The following is an 18,195-nucleotide window of genomic DNA, read 5'->3' as shown; positions in this document are numbered from 1 at the left end:
AATCAAAACCCGCTGACACGCTCAACCAACCAGTACATCGACACGCAACCGATGGCGTATCCGGTGACCGGGGTGGCGACTGCTCCGGCTTTCTGGAACAAGGCTGGCAGCACAAGGCGGGAGGCAAAGATCAGGGCCGACAGGGCGGCAATGAACAGAAGTTGACCAGCCTCGACACCGACGTTGAAGGCAAGTAGCGCTGCGACGATATCGTCGGTTGGAACACCAATATCGGCCAGCGCGCCGGCAAAACCCAGCCCGTGCAGCAGCCCAAAGCAAAAACAGACGATCCAAGGGTATTGTTCGGACAAGCGCAGCTTTCCGTCTTTTCGATTGAGGATTTCCAGCGCAAGGAACACGATCGACAAAGCGATCACGGCTTCGACCGGAGGGCCGGGCACATTCAGAACACCCAACGTTGCAAGCGCCAGCGTGATCGAATGTGCAACGGTAAAGGCCGTGACTGCCCCAACTAACCGCCACGGGTCGCGCACCAGCACGAACAAAGCAAAGACAAACAGAAGGTGATCCCAGCCCTCCAGAATGTGTTCGAAACCAAGACGGAAATAGCTGGTCAGAACCGACCAGGTCGATGGCCGCTCAGGAATGGTCAGAACAGGGGTGTCGGGTGTAAAACGAAAAGTCGATGGTTCGGACGAGATGGGCTGGATGCGCAGCAGAACGTCATTGCGCTGCTGCTCCAATCCATCAATGACTATGGTTTGCCCGGCAATACCGCCCTCGCAATCCACGACCCAGGTCGCAATCCATGCCGCGCCGTCAGACTGTGGATCTAGTCCCCGGCGTTGGGTACATTGGGCGGGCAAAACAGCATCGATATCCATGGGGCTGCCGTTCACATCGGGTTTGCGCCAAAGGACTTGCCATGTGTTGGTCGTCAATTGCCGCAGGTCCAGATAACCGGGGTCAAGAGCGTGCGCATATCCTGTTTGTGCCGCGAGCATCAGCCAGCCGGAGAGCAAAAGGAAAGAGAGCTGCTTCATTCGGCTGCCGTGTCCATGCCGGGAGTTTCGACCTGATAATTCGAAGCCAGACTTTCATATTGCGCCTGTGCCAGTTCCGAGCCTGCCTCACGCCGCCATTCCAGTACAACGGCGTCCCGGATCTCTTCGAGATTTGGCAAAACCGGTTCTTGAGTTTCCGTCACACGAACGATGTGGATACCATATGCGGATTGCACCGGGCCGGACCAATTGCCCGGTTCCAAATCATCCAGAGCGGACGAAAATCCTGCGCCAAAGTTTGCATCCACCACGCGCAGCGTCGTCAGTGGCATCGACTTTGGTAGCAAGGTTGTCCATCCGATTTCGCTCCAGTCCTGACTGGTATTTGCAGCCTCGATTGCACTTTCGATGGCCTCGGATCCTGGGTTCTCGCCGAGATAGACTTGATCAAAAGCGATCTTTGGCGGGGTGGTGAACCGTTCGGGGTTTTCCTCCAGAAAGGACTGCAAAACCTGGGGCTCGGGTTCGACCGAAGCCGCGATTGCCTCGGTCAGAAAATCCATTTTTTGCGCCAGGCGTGCACGGATGACCTGATCCCCCTGATCCAGACCCAGCTTGCGTGCTTCGCGCACCAGCACTTCCTCTCGAACGGTTGCATCGACAAGGGCCTTTAGTTCGTCTTCCGTCGGCGGGCGGTTCCAGCTGTTTTGGAAGCGGTTTTCCAATAGGGCCACATCATCACTGTCAATTGTGATCGTATCGGTAATTTCGACAATTTCCTCTTGGGGTGAAACCCACGCAAACCAGCCGAAAATAGCCACCCCGATCAGAATAAAGTGAAACAAAGGCTCTCTTAGAATTCGCATGCGCGCACCCGACATTGTGTAGAAAAGTTCACCGGGCGGGGTGGGCCGCCCGGTGAAATCTTAAAAGCAAAATGCGGTTACTCGCTAGGGGTGTACCAGATTGGTGAGGAATATGCGCGTTCCTGATGCACCAACTGCGCCTCTTCCGGCAGGTCCAGGCCAAACCGTAGTTTGTCGTACAAAACCCAGCGCGGTGTCGGGATTTCCAACACCCGAACGTAGTAGAAAGCCCGCTGCCCGGGGTCGAACTCCGGGTCGGTCCAGATGGTCAGCAGTTCGGATGCACCGATCGTGTTGCTCCAGCTTGCGGTTTCCAGATCAACGGTGTTGCCGACTTCGGGCAGGTTGCCAGCTGCGTCCAACGCGCGGTCATCAGACCAGGCAACATTAAACAATTTTTCCTGCAACTCGCCCTCTGCATCCAGCCAGCCCTTCACCACCTGAACACGGTCCAGGTTGGCACCGACCGGGTCACGTAGCGCGCCGATCAGAAACGAAGGCGCGCCGTCCCCCTCGCGCGGGCGCAGGTCGCCGCCCATGGGGACGCCTTTGGTATAGCCCACATCCGCCACAAACCGTGTCAAAAGATCGTCGTCCTGAAAGTCCCAGCCGCCAAAGAAACGCAACCCGATCCGCGGACCAGTGGTGGCATAGGTTTCACGCCGCTTGAATGCATCAAAAATGGCCGACCGGGTGTTTTCCGTAGCCCAAACCGCAGTGTACCCAGAGGCGACAAGTGTGTGTCCTTCGAATGCGCCCAGGTCACTTTCAACAAACGGATGCAGCACGCGTGTGGGAGAGGGCTCGGCGCTGACGGATTTGCCGAAATAGTTATCCTCTTCCGCTGTGGCCAGCGAGGTATGGCTGTCCGTCGCACCGCCCATGCCGAACTTATAGGGGTTAACACCGAATTTTTCCTCTAGCGCCAGCCCGCGTTTCAGTGCCTCGCGGGCGTATTCACCAGCCAGCATGTCATCGGTTTTGAGCTCGGTGATATCGAGGTTTCCCACATCCCAGTTCTCATAATCGGCGAACGGGTCATCGGGACTGAGGAACGGGTGCGCTTCGCCGTCGCCCTTGATCTGTGTGACTTCGTAGTGGGGCTCCCACTTTGCGCGTTTCTGAACGTATTCTTCGTCGACCTTGCCACCGTGGTAGGTATCTTCGGTCGGGAACATCCAGCCGTTTGACAGGTTTCCGTTATGGGCGAACGCTACGGCGCGACCACCGGTTTTGGCTTCGTACTCCTCAAGCCAAGTGTACAGCGCCTTGGGGTCGGTGTCGCCATAAGGGGGCTGGGTAACGGGCGGCACAACTTGCAGCGCCCGAATTGGGCCGTCGCGCAGCATGACGTTGCGATGCAGGTTGAACCCTTTGGGAACCGAGGTCCATTCGAATCCAATGAATGCGGTAAAGTTGCCGGGGTCATTGTGACGTTCGGCGGCCAGTACGATCTGTTCCCATGTAAACGCAAAAGCATCCGCGCCGGGGCTGTAGGATTCCAGCAAAATCTCGGGCAGGGTCATCTGGGAAAAGTTGGTGATGATATCAAATGCCGCTTTGGCCGCGTCTTCACCACCAGCTTTGTATCCCTCGTACCATTCCAGACCTTTTGGGTCCGCCAGCACACCGGGCTTGCCTGCCTGCAGATCGGGTGCAAAACCCATGAGGTCCGTGTGATCGGTCAATACCATCCAATCCAAGGGACGCGCCAGTCTGACAGGCTGGCCAGTTGACGAAATAACCTGCTCTCCCTTTGCAAAACGCCATGCGTCGTCGGGCAACAGAGTGTTGCCGAATGCGCCCGCATCCAGCGACAAACCGGTGTGCAGGTGAGTATCCCCCCAAAGGGGTCGTTCGGGAAAGGATCGGTTGGCGTAGGGCGAGTAGGGGCTGTCAGGGAAGGTGCCTTCGGCAGCCTCTTTGCTGGGGACAGCGTCCGCCCAAACGAGCGCGGGCAGTGTTAGCAAAGTGATCAAACAAGTGGAAAATCGAAGCATTGAAACCTCCCCAGGTCTTCGAGCCAGCCGTACATAGTGAATTTAGTATATTCACTTCTTATAATGTATTGAGTGATATTTTGTAGTGTTTTTCAAACGTTCGGTTAAATCCATTGCGACGGAATGCCTGTTTCGGGTTAGGAATGCGTGAATAGCCAATTGATGGTGGCGCGATCACGCCACTGAATAACCCTGCGCACCCAATTGGTTCTGGCAAGTGTTTTGAAAAGGGTCAAACAGGGCAACGAATTCCAGTGGTTTGCCCAGTTCGGTAGCAAGGATCACATTTGTTGATGTCGCAAACTTGTCGATGATGCTGTCGTCAATCCGGCTGAGTTTCTTGCTGACAAAAGGAGCGTCCTGAAGGCCGGACCAATACACCAGATCAAGCACCTGACCCTGCGTGCCCTTTTCAAGAACGAAATCCTCGTAGGCCTGCGCAAACTCATGGGCCGCCGGATCATTTGCGATCTCGGGGCCATAGACGTCGCGGATCACCTCCAGCGCATGTCCTGCGATACCGTGCCCCTTGATCGCCCGATATGCCAGGCCGGCGCCGACAATGCCGGCACCCAATGCCATAACTTTGCGACGAGAAAGTTTCATGCAACCGCCTCCGATGCGCGAAGCGCCAGCGCCGAGATGGTCAGTGACGGATTGGCGGGTGAGCAGGTTGGGAAAGCACCCGATCCAAGAACAAAGACATTGGGTGCAGAATGCAGGCGTAGCCTGTCGTCAACAACTGAATCCTCTGCGGAAATGCCCATCCGATGTGTGCCCTGGATATGAGCGTCAGATGGCAAAATGTCAGAAAACGACAGATATTCGATTGTGTCCGGGATTATCTCGGGCAGACCGGTCTTTACTCGCTCAATACCGCGTTTGGCATAGTCGGAATACCCGGTCCATTCGATGACTGGTTCATCATCTTCCAAAATGACGCGGTTCTCGGCGCTGGGAAGATCTTCAACTGCCAGGCGCAGGTTAATACGGTTTGCCCATTTGCCGGGTTCTTTTCGGATCGATACAGGTGCGTTTATTGTTTCGATGAGAACCGCTGCGGACGTTCTGCGATCTACGTCATGGTAAAAATGATAGCCAAGTCCGGTTTCCGATGTGCCACCAAAAAAAGCCTTTATGTTGGCTGTGTCCACTAGGACTTTCACTGCCGCTTGTTCGTGAAGGTACCGTCCTAGCGCGTCATTGCGAACGTCCGAGCGTTTCAAAATGGCTGCGTTGAATATTGCATTGGTACCCAGCGCAACTGTGTCGGCTCGAAGGCGCACTTCGTTGCCATCGTTACTTTTGACGCGAATACCGCGTGCGCGTCCGCCTTCGATATCCACCGCCCTCACTTCGGTACCAAGTAGGTAGTGCGAACCAGGATGGGTGAGTTTGTCGAAACTGTTCAATACGGTAAATTTGGAGTCGATAGGACACGTCCGACATACCCCGTTTGCACAGCACGTTGGTCGTGAACCGCCGTTTGACGTCGCGTTGGATGCAGGTACCCATAGAGGCGAAGATTCCTGTAAAGCAGCATCAGCACGCGAAGGAGTATGTGCGGGGTAGGGAAATGGCTTTCTGCGTGGAAGAATATCCTGTGACTGACCGCCGGCAACTTCGATGATATCTTCGACACGTTCCCAATAAGGTTCGAGATCATCGTAACTAATAGGCCAGTCAATACCGACACCAAACTTGCTGTTCAGGGCAAAGTCGTTTGGATGGAACCTTGGTACATTGCCCCACCAGTAATTCGAGTTTCCACCAAGTAGAGTGTAGGCGAGCCAATTTTTTTTCAGCCCGGACGTGTTTCGTTGTGTAAAAGCTTCTTGAACCGCGGGGCCGTTTTCGATCTGGTCCGAATGTGTGTATTCACCGCCCTTTTCGACGAACAACACATTCAGGTCCGGCGGAAGCCCATGACCGAAGAACATCGCTGAGAAACTGGATCCTGCGATTATCACGTCCCATTCACGAGAGCTGGCTTCGTCTAAAGATACGCGTTGCATGACAACAGGTTGACCTTTTTACTCATCAAACAAACAAGGGGCTGAAAATCAGCGTAGAATAACAATCCTGCATAGTATGGCATGAAAATGGCCGCACGCAAGTCAACTGGCCGATAGGGCTATGATCATTGATGGGAAAAGGCGGCCTAATTCGCAAATTGAATAAACATTGGGCGACTCCGGCGCGCGCAGATGCAGTTTGAGGTTGCTGCCCGGGTCCGATCACGGGCAGGTTGTTTAGGAGGACCAAGAGACGGATCAGCCAATGACACAACAATCAACGGGCATGGCTGTCTTTTTGACGGGCAGCTTAATGCGGCATGTGACGCGTATGTCGTTGACCACCAGCATCGGTCTGATGGCGATCTTTGCAGTAGATTTTGTGGACATGGTGTTCATCTCGATGCTGGGCAACGACGCGCTAGCCGCTGCCGTCGGCTATGCTGGCACGCTTTTGTTTTTTACCAACTCGATCAATGTGGGGCTTTCGATCGCAGCCGGTGCCCTTGTCGCGCGCGAATTGGGAGCCGGGCGTCCTGAAAAAGCCCGCCAATTCGGAACGAGTGTTGGGGTTATTGGTATACTGATGGGATTGATAGTGTCTGCTATCGTCATGATTAATATCAAGTTTCTGCTGTCGCTGTTGGGCGCGCAGGGAGAGGTTCTGAATCTCGCGGCACGATATGTCAGCATCATTCTGCCAACCATGTGGGTGATGGCTGCGGCCATGACAGGTATGGCCGTACTACGCGCTCATGGTGATGCGCGCCGGTCAATGCAGGCCACCATTTACGGTGGGCTTGCGAATGCAGTGCTGGATCCGATCCTGATTTTCGCTGTTGGACTTGGTTTGGATGGCGCGGCGATTGCCTCGGTTATTGCGCGTATTTGCATGTTAGTTGCAGCGGTTCGGCCTGCCGTACGGGTGCATCGTGGGTTTTCGCGGCCCTCGCTGAGGCAGGTGAAAGAAGACCTCCAACCGGTGCGCGCGATTGCAATACCGGCGGTTCTGACCAATGTCGCGACGCCTGTCGGCAACGCCATAGTCATCCGGGAGGTTGCGCAGTTCGGAACGGATGCCGTGGCTGGCATGGCCGTGATTGGGCGCCTGATGCCTGTCGCTTTTTCGGTCGTGTTTGCGCTGTCCGGGGCAATAGGACCGATTGTTGGGCAGAATTTTGGGGCAGGGCAATACGATCGGGTGAAGGGCGCGTTTTTGGCCGGAGTGAAGTTCACTGCCGTCTATGTGGTTTTGATGGCAACTGTACTGTTTGTACTGCGCGCACCCATTGCTGATTTGTTTCAGGCCCAGGGCGAGACGCGGGCGCTGATCTATCTGTTCTGCGGGCCGCTGGCCCTTGCGTCCTTTTTCAACGGGGTGATCTTTGTCGCCAATGCCAGCTTCAACAACCTTGGCTATCCCATTTATTCGACATGGGTAAACTGGGGTCGCCATACGCTGGGCACCTGGCCTTTTGCAGTAGCTGGGGCCTATCTTGCTGGGGCTCCGGGAGTGTTGTTGGGGCAGGCGCTGGGTGGCGTGATTTTTGCGGTTATCTGCTGGGTATTGGTTCGCCGGGTTGTTTCAGGTTTGACGAAGCCCACGAAGGTCGATCCTTTTGCCGGGCAAAGCCGGCTGCAATCGCTGTTCGGGCGCAGGGGGTGGTGAGCCAATCCGGAACGCTTTGAAACCTGGGGGTTTGGTCGCCACAGGCGGCTTTCATCTCCTTTGTTGCAGCTAAGATATCATCATTTGCCAATGCATGAATTCGTTGTAAGCTAAGCTTATGATTGCAGAAAACGCCTAAGGTTTTCGGGGCGTTGATTTAAAAAACATCTTTAACGACCGAGGATGAGCAATGTCCGGAAGTCTTTTGAAGTACACGCGTGTTCTTGAGATTGTCGGAGACACGATCAAAGTCAGGGTGCCTCTGGACGGATCGACCGACGCAGCGGTGCGTTTCAACGATCTGGCCGTGATCGAAACCGTGGACGGCCACAAGACACTGGCGCAGGCGATTTTCATTGACCGAGACGTTGTCACCCTGCAGGTGTTTTCCGGCACCAAGGGCATCTCGACCGAGGCGACGGCGACGTTCCTTGGCCATCCGATGCAGACGCCATATTCACAGAATATATTGGGCCGCGTTTTTGACGGCGCGGGTGTATCTATTGATGGTGGGCCTGACCTGTCGTCTGAGCCGCGCGTGGATATCGGTGGGCCGACCGTGAACCCTGCGGAACGCGCCGTTCCCAACAAGATGATCCGAACGGATGTGCCGATGATCGACGTGTTCAACACGTTGGTCGAAAGTCAGAAAATCCCGATTTTTTCCGTCTCGGGTGAGCCATTCAACGCGTTCCTCAGCAGAATTGGTATTCAGGCGGACGCGGATATCGTGGTGTTTGGCGGGCTGGGGTTGATCTTTGACGACTACTTTACTTTCAGGACGTCCTTCGAGGATGCAGGCGTATTTTCCCGCACGGTGATGTTCGTCAACCAGGCGATGGATCCGCTGGTCGAACGGCTGCTGGTACCCGATATGGCGCTGGCCGTGGCCGAAAAATTCGCGGTGGAAGAAGGCAAGCGCGTTCTGGTCCTGCTGACCGATATGACCGCCTATGCCGATGCGATGAAAGAGGTTGGGATCAGCCAGGAACGCGTGCCGTCGCAGCGTGGTTATATGGGTGACCTCTATTCCCAATTGGCCCGCCGGTACGAAAAAGCCTGTGATTATGCCAAGGGCGGATCGGTCACTGTGCTGACCGTGACGACGATGCCCGGTAACGACGTGACCCATCCTGTGCCGGATAACACGGGCTATATCACCGAGGGGCAGATCTATCTGCATTCGGGCGTGATTGACCCGTTCGGCAGCCTGTCGCGACTCAAGCAGAACGTGATCGGCAAAACCACGCGTGAGGACCACAGTCAGATCATGAACACCATGATCCGGTTCTATTCCGAAAGCCGAGACGCCGCGCAGAAACAGGCGATGGCGTTCGACCTTTCGGACTATGACCACCAGTTGCTGAAGTTCGGTGCTTTGTTCAAAGCGCGCTTCATGGACATCAACGTTTCGATCCCGCTCGAAGATGCGCTGGATCTGGGCTGGAAAACTCTGGCGGAGTGCTTCGCGCCCGAGCAATTGCTGATGAAGCAAACCCTGATCGACAAATATTTCCCAAAGGATGCCGATGGCGCGGTTGCAGCTGAATAAATCTTCGCTCGCACGCGAGCAGACGCAGCTGAAAAGCTATGAGCGGTTCCTGCCATCGCTGGATCTTAAGCGTCAGCAATTGATGGCCGAGCGCGCGAAAGCGCGCGAAGATGTGCAGCGCCTTCAGGATGAGGTGCAGGAACTGGCGCAAAAGGTTGGAGAAAAACTGCCGATGCTGGCGCAGCAAGGCATCGATCTGGACGGGTTGGTCGAGCTGAAAGACTACAAAGTCAAAGAGGTCAACGTCGTGGGCGTAAAGATGCCTGCGTTGGACCGGATCGAGGTCACGGTGCGCCCGTACTCTTATCTGGCCAAGCCCCACTGGGTCGATGCTGCAGCCCGACTGCTGCACGATATGATCGAGGCGCGTCTTCGGGTTAATGTGGCCGAAGAGAGGGTGAAGATTTTCGACAAGGCCGTCGCCACGATCACCCAGCGTGTCAACCTGTTTGAAAAGGTCCTGATCCCGCGCGCCAGGGCCAACATCAAGAAAATCCGCATCTATCTGAGCGATGAGCAGATGCAGGCCGTAGTCCGTTCGAAAATTTCGAAACGCAAGCATGCGCAGGAGGCTGTGTCGTGAGTGTCGCGAGGCTCAAGAAACTGTCACTGGTCGGGCGAGCAGATCAAAAGACCGAAACGCTTGAGGCGCTGCAGGAATTGGGATGCATGCACGTCCTGCCGCTGGCCCCGCCGCCCTCTGAACCGGAAAAGATCAGCGAGCGCGGTGCGCGGGACGCCTATAAGGCGTTGCGATTCCTGCATGACGTGCCCGAACCGCGCCGCCAGATACAGCGCGACCCCGGTTTTGACATGGAGCAGTTCGTCAAGGATGTGCTGGACCTGATGCAACGGACCCGTGACATGACGGACCAAAGGGATTTTCTGGCCAACCGGATCGCGCAGGTTCGCCCCTGGGGTGACCTGGATTTTCCACCCGACGATGTGTTGGCGGGGAACCGGTTATGGTTTTATCAACTGCCCCTGAAGTATCGCGATGCGTTGGAAGCCCTGGATATGCCCAGGGCTATACTCGAGCAGGACCATAGGTTCATCTATGCCGTACTGATCGACCCGAATGAGCCGGATGACGATATCCTGCCAGTCCCGCGCACGCACACAGGATCGCTGCCCATTCACGAGCTTGAGGCGCAACTGGAAGAGGCTGAGATCGCCATCGAAGCGCTTGAGGCTGAGCGCGTCGCGCAGACCCGATACCTGACACTGATGCGCCGGAACCTGTCGGTTGCCGAAAGTGCGGCTGAGCTGGCCCATGCTACGCAAAAGGTGCGCGACGAAGAGGCGATGTTTGCCCTTCAGGGCTGGGTGCCCGAGGATCGTATAGACGCGGTTCTGGACATGGCAAACGCCAAGGATGCCGCTTTGCTGATCGAAGAACCTGGCCCTGAAGACAGCCCACCTACCTTGTTAGAACAACCAGAAAAGCGCAGTGCTGCTGTAGACTTGGCGCTGTTTTATCAAGTGCCGGGTTACAAGGATTGGGACCCCAGTGTCATCGTCGCCGTATCGTTCGCGATCTTCTTTGCAATGATCGTTGCCGATGCCGGGTACGGGGCAATTATCTTGGCGGGGCTTTTGTTGTTTTGGAAACGCCTTGATCGCACGCCACATGAGCGTTCCTGGCGACGCTTTGGCGTGATCATCTCGGGGGCGACGATCCTTTATGGCGTATTGGTTGGCAGCTATTTCGGCGTGTCGCCGGCAGACGGATCAATCTGGGCCAAGCTCCAAGTGCTCGACCTCAACAATTTCGGCGCGATGATGATGGTTTCGATTGTCGTTGGTGTGTTGCATCTGGTGCTGGCCAATGCGCTTGCCGCCCACGCGGCTTGGGGCCGCCGAAAGGCTATTGCCAACCTTGGCTGGATCGCCGCGTTGATCGGGGGATTTGTCCTGTGGCTCAGTTACATGAAGGGCAATTCTCCGGTGCCCGGAGCGCTGCTGATGGGGGTCGGGGTTCTGGCCATCGTCTGGTTCTCAAGCGAGCGGGCCATCAAGAAACCTACCGACTGGCTATGGCGTCTGATCGAAGGGCTGCAAAGCCTTGCCGGGGCGATGGGTGCATTTGGCGATGTGCTTAGCTACATGCGGCTGTTTGCACTTGGGCTGGCCTCGGCCTCGTTGGCGATCACTTTTAACGATCTGGCAGGGTCAGTGATGCAATCCCTCAAGGGGCTGGGCGTTCTGTTTGCCCTGCTGATCCTGATTATCGGCCATATTCTCAACTTCGCCCTCGCCATGATGAGCGGTGTCGTCCACGGATTACGTCTCAATTACATCGAATTCTTTAAATGGGGTCTGCCGGACGAAGGCGTTGTCTTTCGCCCGTTCGCCCGCAAGGAGGTTCAGGAATGAATGAGCTTGTTTTGACATTGGGTTGGTTAGGCATTTACGCGCCTATGGCGTTGGGCGCGGCCTCCAGCGCGATCGGATGCTCCATCGCTGGCATGGCCAGTATTGGCGCTATGACCGAAACTGAAGGCGGCTATGGGCGCTTTGTTGGCGTATCGGCCTTTCCGTCGACCATGGTGATTTACGGCATCGTCATCATGTTTACCTTGAACCGAGATGTGACACCCGAAAACGCGGGCGGCTTGTTCGGGATAGGTATCCTGTCGGGCATCGCATTGATGTATTGCGGGATCTGGCAGGGTCGGGCCTGTGCTGCGGCGATCAACGCCACCAAGGAAAAGCCCGAGATCTTTGGCCTTGCGCTGGCTCCGGCGGCGATCATCGAAGGGTTCGGCGTCTTTGCCTTTGTCTTTGCTCTGGTGATCAGCGCGGGGATCAGCTGATGGCGCAGGATGGCATGATTTCACACGGCGTGGATGCCCTGATCGATAAGCTCCGAAATGATGGCGTGGCGGCTGGTCAGGCTGACGCAGAAAAACTGCGGGCAGAAGCCAAGGCCGAAGCCGCCAAAATCTTGGCTGACGCGAAACGCGAAGCGGACGACTATCAGAAAAAGGCGCGCAGCGATTCCGACAAATATCGCGCGGCGGGGGAAGAGGCGCTGAATACCGCCATGCGTGATGCAGTTCTGACCATGAAAGGTGGATTGACCGACCGGTTTCGCGAAGATGTTGAACGTCTGGTGACCAAGGAAATGGCTGACCCGAAATTGCTGAAACAGATGATTTTGGAGGTTGTCGGTCGAGAGGCTGATGGCGTCAATCTGGATGGCAAGGTCCAGGTCATTCTGCCTGCCAAAGTCGCGACGCAGGAAGACATCAAGCAGAACGCGGATGACATTCAGTCTGGCAAGCTGACCAAATATGTTCTTGGGCTGACAGCTGACATGTTGCGCGAACAGGTAGAGCTGCATGCATCGGACGACAACCAAGATGGTATCCGCGTTCGGGCCGAAGATCAGGGCGTTGTGCTGGACCTGACGGACAAGGCGGTCGCCTCACTGCTGATGGAGCATCTTCAGCCGCGGTTCCGTGCCGTGCTGGAAGGTGTGATCCGCTGAGATGTCAGACCCTGACGCCTATATCGCGCTGATCAGCAGCCTGCCGGGATCTGAACGGCTGTTTGTGGCCAAGCAGCCACCCTTGTCACGGCTGCGGCTGGATCGCCGCCTGACCGCGCTTACGACTGAGGATGCGCGTGTTCTGAAAGTGTTGGAGCAGGCGCTGAACTGGAGCGCATATGACATGGATGTCACGGATACGCAGGCGGTAGAGCGATGCAATCAGGCGTTGGGCAAAATTCCGCAACCAACCTTGCGTAGACTGTTCCTTGAGCGGATGGACTTGCGCACTGTAGTTGCTGCACTGCGCCTGCGCGCGCGTGGAGGCAATCCGCCCTCGGGAGCGTACGGCATTGGACGTTGGAGCCGCCATATTCCAGCCAACTGGGGGGACCCGGATTTCCGACTTTCGGTGCCGATGCCGTGGATCAAGGACGCGCGTCAACTGTTAGAAGCCGAGGATCCTTTGGGTCTGGAACGGCTGTTGCTGTCGGTCAGCCACAAGCAACTGAAACGATACGCCGCCCGCCACCTGTTCGATTTTGAGGCCGTGGCGATATACGTCCTGATCTGGAACATTTTTGATCGATGGGCGCAAAGCAACGCTCAGGACGCAGCCACAAGATTTGAGAAGCTGGCCCAGCAGGCCATGGCCAATGTCGCAGAATTCGATTTTGAGAGAGTAAGCGCATGACTGCCCAAACACCCCCGGTTCAAACCGCAACCGCCCGTGTCGTCTCGGTCCAGGAAGGGCTGGTGCAGATTCAGGCCAACCACGATGCAGCCGGAGTTCCCGGGCAACTGGTCAAGAACGAGGTGGTGTTCATCCTGCCGACCCGTGCTGGACCAGGCGGGCGTCAGGAACGGCTCAAAGCCGAGGTGCTGCGCGTGCGCGGAGACACAGCTGATGTACAAGTGTATGAAAGCACAGACGGCGTGGCCGTTGGCGATCCGGTGGAACAATCGGGTCAGTTGCTATCCGTAGAGCTTGGGCCGGGGCTACTGGGTCAGGTATTTGACGGCCTACAATCGCCTTTGCCCAAAGTTGCTTCCGAATTTGGAACCTTCTTGCCGCGGGGGGCCGATGTTGCACCGTTGGACGATCAGGCGAAATGGTCCTTCACACCCTCGGTTAAGGTCGGAGATACAGTCACGGCAGGCGACAGCATCGGAACTGTTCCGGAAGGCCGGTTCACCCATAAAATTATGCTGCCCTTCAATTGGGTTGGCGAATACAAGGTCGTTTGGGTTCAGAAAGGCGCCGCGTCGATCCATGAGATTGTTGCCCGACTTGAAGACGAGCAGGGGGGTGAACACACACTGACGCTTTGTCAGAAGTGGCCAGTTCGGCGGCCCTTGCCTGAAACGGTTCTGAAACGTGCCTCGTCCGAACGCTTGTACCCGACTGAACCTGTGCTGACCTCGCAACGCCTGATTGATACATTCTTTCCCATCGCGCGTGGTGGTACGGCCTGTATTCCCGGCCCGTTCGGTGCGGGTAAGACCGTGCTTCAAAACCTTATCGCGCGGAACTCCAAAGTGGATATCGTGATCGTCGTTGCCTGTGGTGAACGCGCGGGCGAGGTTGTTGAAACGATACACGAATTCCCCAAGATGACCGATCCGATGTCGGGCGGCAGTCTGATGGATCGGACGATCATCATTTGCAACACCTCTTCCATGCCCGTTGCGGCCCGCGAGGCGTCGATTTTCACCGGCATCACGCTGGGCGAATACTACCGTCAGATGGGGTATGATGTTTTGCTGATCGCGGACAGTACTAGCCGCTGGGCGCAGGCCATGCGCGAGACTTCAGGCAAGCTGGAGGAAATTCCGGGTGAAGAGGGTTTTCCTGCCTATCTGGAGAGCTCGATCAAGGGCCTGTACGAGCGTGCTGGGGCGCTGAAAACAAACGATGGCGATCTGGGTAGCCTGACGTTGATTGGCACAGTGTCACCAGCGGGTGGCAATTTTGACGAACCGGTGACTCAGTCGACGCTGTCAACGGTGAAGTGCTTTCTTGGGTTGTCCTCGGAACGAGCTTACAAACGGTTCTATCCCGCCGTCGATCCACTGCTCAGCTGGTCGCGCTACACCGATCAGCTGTCGGATTGGTATGACAAGAACGCCGAGGCTGGTTGGACAGGCAAGGTGCGCGATCTGCTGGCGCTGATCGAAAAAGGCGAGCAGGTCGACCAGATGATGCAGGTCACTGGTGAGGAGGGCGTCACGATCGAGGATTTCGTGACCCAGCAAAAGGGCCTGTTTGTGGACATGGTTTATCTGCAGCAGGACGCATTCGACAAGGTGGATGCCACCGTTCCGCTGGAGCGTCAGAAGATGACGTTCAAACTCGTCTACGATGTCACGCAATCGACCGCGGAATTTGCGGACAAGGGTGAAGTGCGTCAAGTCTTTACACAGCTTACCGGTTTGATGAAGAATTTCCACTATGCTGCGGAAAATACACCGGAATTCAAATCGCTGTGGGGGCAGATTCAGGATCTTTGCCGCGAAAAATTTGGGGTGTAAGTTAGGGAGGTGGTAGCCCGTAGGGGAATCGAACCCCTCTTTCCAGGTTGAAAACCTGGCGTCCTAACCGATAGACGAACGGGCCATCTGCCAATGGCACAAGCACAAGTGGTAGCCCGTAGGGGAATCGAACCCCTCTTTCCAGGTTGAAAACCTGGCGTCCTAACCGATAGACGAACGGGCCACGCTGGCTTGTGGAGGGCCTTTTACGGTTTACCTCTGACCCCCGCAAGCCGAAAAACGCAGGGATGTGAAACTTTTTTGAGGGGGTTGAAACGGGCTCAGTTTGCTTCTGCCGCGTCCTCCAACCTCAACTGGACGCTTTGCCGTCCGCCCCACGTGTTTACTTCAAGCCGTCCGGCGAAATGGAACCGTGCGCCTCCATGGTTAGACAGCCGTTCGCCCATCGCTCCGTCGAAGGCGCCGAATGCGATCGCGTCTAACCCCCCGCCCATCCCGTCGGACAGAGATAGCTTTAGATGTGACTCCCCAACGCGCTTGGCAAAGCGCACCTGCATGTCCGGCATCGCATAACGCGGAGCAGGGGCGCTGGCCCCAAATGGTCCGGCTTTTTCGATCTGTTCGATCAAATCGACCGAGGCTGCGCCCGGCATCAGGGCACCGTCGAGCTTCAGGTCTGCTGGTCCGCCTTGACCCGCACCTTGTTTGGCGAGCAATTCGCTCAACCGTTCCATGGCTGGTTCCAACTGATCGCGCATGACTGTCAAACCGGCCGCCATCTTGTGACCGCCTCCTTTGACCAAGAGGCCCTCAGCAGCCAACCGTTGGATCGACGCCCCCAAATCCACGCCCGAAACCGACCGGCCCGAGCCTTTGCCTTCATCCCCATCAAAGCCGACTACAATGGCCGGTCGGTTAGCGTTTTCCTTAAGGCGGGACGCAACGATCCCGACAACGCCGGGGTGCCACCCTTCGCCTGCCGCCCAGACCAAAGGCGCGTCCAGTCCACGCTCCTCAGCCTGCTCCAGAGCTGCCGCACGCACCGCGTTTTCGATATCGCGACGTTCCGTGTTCAGTTCGTTCAACCTTTGAGACAGCGCTTCGGCTTCGGTCATCGAATCCGTGCTGAGCAGGCGCGCGCCCAGATCTGCTTGACCGATCCGTCCGCCCGCATTCACGCGCGGTCCCAGCAAAAACCCGAGGTGATAGCTGGTTGGGGCCGAATCCATGCGCGCTACATCCGACAATGCGACCAGCCCCGGTCGTTGCCGTTGCGCCATGACCTTCAGGCCCTGCCGGACCAGTGCCCGGTTCGCGTCGATCAGCGGGGCGACATCCGCAACGGTTGCCAAAGCCACAAGGTCCAGAAATCCGATCAGGTCCGGGCCTTTAGCGCCTGCTTCTCGCAATTGCCGGCCGGCTTCGACCAGCATCAAAAACACTACGGCAGCGGCGCAGAAATAACCCAGGTCGCCGCTTTCATCCTGTCGGTTCGGGTTCACCACCGCGACACAGTCGGGCAGCGTTTCACCACCAAGGTGGTGATCCAGCACAATGACATCTGCGGCTTTTGCAGCCGCAATCGGTTCATGGCTAAGCGTTCCGCAGTCCACACAGATGATCAGGTCATGTGAGACCGCCAGTTCCTGCATTGCGGGTACGTTCGGTCCATATCCTTCATCAATCCGGTCCGGCACATACAGCGTCGCTTGTAGTCCCATCTGGCGCAGCCAGACCAACAGCAAAGCCGCCGAGCTGCCACCGTCGACGTCATAGTCGGCAAATACCGCAATCCGCTGCTTGTTTCGCACGGCTTCCAAAAAGCGTGTTGCCGCCTTTTCCATATCTTTCATGGATCGTGGGTCAGGCAGCGATTCCTTCAGCTTTGGGTCCAGAAAGCTCTGCGCCTCCATTGGCGGCACGCCGCGTCTCGCCAAAACCTGGCACACGGCGCGGGGCAGGCCCGTCTGTTGCACCAGCATTTCGGTCGCCCGTTCGACCTCGGCGCCCGGTCCGATCCAACGCCGCCCGGTCAGTGATTGCTCAACCCCTAAAAAGCTCATGCCTGCCCTCATATGCTAAGGCCGGACCCTCTCGGACCCGGCCTCATTCTATCTATCGATACCTCTGCCATGGGCAAAGGTTCAAGCCATCAGGCGTTGTCATGCGGCCAGGTCGGTGTGCGGTAGGACATACGGCGCACCGAACCAGTCTTCGACCGCATCAGCAAGGTTGTGGTTTCGACCCAGCCTGGTTGGCGTTTGATGCGCGGCAACAGCGAGCCACCAGTCACGCCTGTCGCGGCAAAGATCACGTCGGCAGTCACCATCTCATCGCGCGCGTAAACGCGGTCTAGATCGGTGATGCCCGCCTTGGCAGCGCGGCCGCGTTCGTCATCGTTGCGGAACAGCAGTCGGCCAAAGATCTGACCACCCATGCATTTCAGTGCAGCGGCGGCCAGAACGCCCTCGGGCGCTCCACCTTGACCCATGTACATATCGATGCCGGTCTCTTCGCTTTCGGCACAGTGCATGACGCCGGCCACGTCACCGTCCGTGATCAGGCGGATCGAGGCACCGGTTTCGCGCACTTCGGCGATCATTGCATCGTGGCGGGGGCGTTCCAGAATGCAGACGGTGATGTCGGCCGGTTCACAGCCTTTGGCTTTGGCCAGCGCCTCAACGCGTTCGCGTGGGCTCATGTCCAGGTTCACTACGCCCTCGGGAAAGCCCGGACCGATGGCCAGCTTGTCCATGTAGACGTCTGGCGCGTGCAGCATCGAGCCGCGCGGGCCCATCGCGATCACGGTCAACGCGTTCGGCATGTCCTTGGCGGTCAGTGTGGTGCCCTCAAGCGGGTCCAGCGCGATGTCCACGCCGGGGCCGTTTCCGGTGCCCACTTCTTCGCCGATGTACAACATCGGTGCCTCGTCGCGTTCACCTTCGCCGATTACAACGACTCCTGCGATGTCCAGAAGGTTCAGTTGTTCTCGCATCGCGTTCACAGCCGCCTGATCCGCAGCCTTTTCGTCACCGCGTCCGACCAGCGAGGCCGAGGCCAGAGCGGCCTGTTCTGCGACCCGCGCAAGGCCCAGAGACAACAGGCGGTCGTTGAAATCGATTTTGGCAGCGCTCATTTTTTC

15 protein-coding genes and 2 tRNA genes are annotated in these 18,195 nt (G+C 57.0%); 8 read left to right on the top strand and 9 right to left on the bottom strand.

All coding sequences use genetic code 11. From position 1 onward, the window contains the following. Positions 1–2: 2 nt before the first annotated feature. The 5 genes from GOW92_RS03815 to GOW92_RS03795 all read right to left on the bottom strand — a co-directional run bounded on the left by GOW92_RS03815 (position 3) and on the right by GOW92_RS03795 (position 5,846). Positions 3–1,004 (bottom strand): HupE/UreJ family protein, encoded by a 1,002-nt coding sequence (locus GOW92_RS03815; protein WP_170558141.1) that lies wholly within the window; start codon positions 1,002–1,004, stop codon positions 3–5. Further along, entirely contained in the window at positions 1,001–1,831 is an 831-nt protein-coding gene (locus GOW92_RS03810; protein ID WP_170558139.1) for a peptidyl-prolyl cis-trans isomerase, read from the bottom strand. The genes GOW92_RS03815 and GOW92_RS03810 overlap by 4 nt, the downstream gene beginning before the upstream one ends. 77 nt (positions 1,832–1,908) lie before the next feature. Continuing rightward, a complete protein-coding gene (locus tag GOW92_RS03805; RefSeq protein WP_170558137.1) occupies positions 1,909–3,831 on the bottom strand; it encodes a DUF3604 domain-containing protein in 1,923 nt (640 codons plus the stop codon). Positions 3,832–4,005: 174 nt separating this feature from the next. Continuing rightward, the gene (locus GOW92_RS03800; protein WP_170558135.1) at positions 4,006–4,437 is read right to left on the bottom strand and encodes a hypothetical protein; all 432 of its coding nucleotides are present in this window, start codon (positions 4,435–4,437) and stop codon (positions 4,006–4,008) included. Continuing rightward, complete coding sequence (locus tag GOW92_RS03795) at positions 4,434–5,846, bottom strand: GMC oxidoreductase (protein WP_170558133.1); 1,413 nt, start codon at positions 5,844–5,846, stop codon at positions 4,434–4,436. The genes GOW92_RS03800 and GOW92_RS03795 overlap by 4 nt, the downstream gene beginning before the upstream one ends. A 265-nt stretch (positions 5,847–6,111) precedes the next feature. Here GOW92_RS03795 and GOW92_RS03790 point away from each other — a divergent pair, with 265 nt between their 5' ends. The 8 genes from GOW92_RS03790 (at position 6,112) to GOW92_RS03755 (ending at position 15,092) form a co-directional block, all read left to right on the top strand. Next, positions 6,112–7,515 carry an MATE family efflux transporter gene (locus tag GOW92_RS03790; RefSeq protein WP_170558131.1) on the top strand — a complete coding sequence of 468 codons (1,404 nt, stop codon included), beginning with the start codon at positions 6,112–6,114 and terminating at the stop codon, positions 7,513–7,515. A gap of 190 nt (positions 7,516–7,705) precedes the next feature. Continuing rightward, on the top strand, positions 7,706–9,067 hold the full coding sequence (locus GOW92_RS03785) for a V-type ATP synthase subunit B (protein WP_170558129.1): 1,362 nt from the start codon (positions 7,706–7,708) through the stop codon (positions 9,065–9,067). Beyond that, positions 9,045–9,650, top strand: a complete 606-nt coding sequence (locus tag GOW92_RS03780) for a V-type ATP synthase subunit D (protein ID WP_170558127.1) — start codon at positions 9,045–9,047, stop codon at positions 9,648–9,650. Before GOW92_RS03785 ends, GOW92_RS03780 begins: the two co-directional genes overlap by 23 nt. Beyond that, a complete protein-coding gene (locus tag GOW92_RS03775) occupies positions 9,647–11,443 on the top strand; it encodes a V-type ATP synthase subunit I (protein ID WP_170558125.1) in 1,797 nt (598 codons plus the stop codon). Before GOW92_RS03780 ends, GOW92_RS03775 begins: the two co-directional genes overlap by 4 nt. Next, entirely contained in the window at positions 11,440–11,883 is a 444-nt protein-coding gene (locus GOW92_RS03770) for an ATP synthase subunit C (RefSeq protein ID WP_050602715.1), read from the top strand. Before GOW92_RS03775 ends, GOW92_RS03770 begins: the two co-directional genes overlap by 4 nt. Further along, complete coding sequence (locus GOW92_RS03765) at positions 11,883–12,560, top strand: hypothetical protein (protein WP_170558123.1); 678 nt, start codon at positions 11,883–11,885, stop codon at positions 12,558–12,560. Before GOW92_RS03770 ends, GOW92_RS03765 begins: the two co-directional genes overlap by 1 nt. A 1-nt stretch (position 12,561) precedes the next feature. Then, entirely contained in the window at positions 12,562–13,254 is a 693-nt protein-coding gene (locus GOW92_RS03760) for a hypothetical protein (RefSeq protein ID WP_170558121.1), read from the top strand. Further along, the gene (locus tag GOW92_RS03755) at positions 13,251–15,092 is read left to right on the top strand and encodes a V-type ATP synthase subunit A (RefSeq protein WP_170558119.1); all 1,842 of its coding nucleotides are present in this window, start codon (positions 13,251–13,253) and stop codon (positions 15,090–15,092) included. Before GOW92_RS03760 ends, GOW92_RS03755 begins: the two co-directional genes overlap by 4 nt. 10 nt (positions 15,093–15,102) lie before the next feature. Here the strand turns inward: GOW92_RS03755 and GOW92_RS03750 are convergent. The 4 genes from GOW92_RS03750 to glpX all read right to left on the bottom strand — a co-directional run bounded on the left by GOW92_RS03750 (position 15,103) and on the right by glpX (position 18,189). Further along, positions 15,103–15,177: transfer RNA gene (locus GOW92_RS03750), tRNA-Glu, on the bottom strand. Between the two features lie 24 nt (positions 15,178–15,201). Further along, a tRNA-Glu gene (locus GOW92_RS03745) sits at positions 15,202–15,276 on the bottom strand. A gap of 97 nt (positions 15,277–15,373) precedes the next feature. Beyond that, positions 15,374–17,116 (bottom strand): single-stranded-DNA-specific exonuclease RecJ, encoded by a 1,743-nt coding sequence (recJ, locus tag GOW92_RS03740; protein WP_170558117.1) that lies wholly within the window; start codon positions 17,114–17,116, stop codon positions 15,374–15,376. A gap of 89 nt (positions 17,117–17,205) precedes the next feature. Continuing rightward, positions 17,206–18,189: a class II fructose-bisphosphatase gene (gene glpX / locus GOW92_RS03735; protein ID WP_170558116.1), complete on the bottom strand. Its 984-nt coding sequence runs from the start codon at positions 18,187–18,189 to the stop codon at positions 17,206–17,208. Between the last annotated feature and the right edge of the window lie 6 nt (positions 18,190–18,195).

The organism is Ruegeria atlantica, from assembly GCF_013032505.1.
Lineage (GTDB): Bacteria > Pseudomonadota > Alphaproteobacteria > Rhodobacterales > Rhodobacteraceae > Ruegeria > Ruegeria atlantica_F.
The sequence above is the reverse complement of the archived record's forward strand: the minus strand, read 5'-3'. Positions and strand labels throughout refer to the sequence as shown.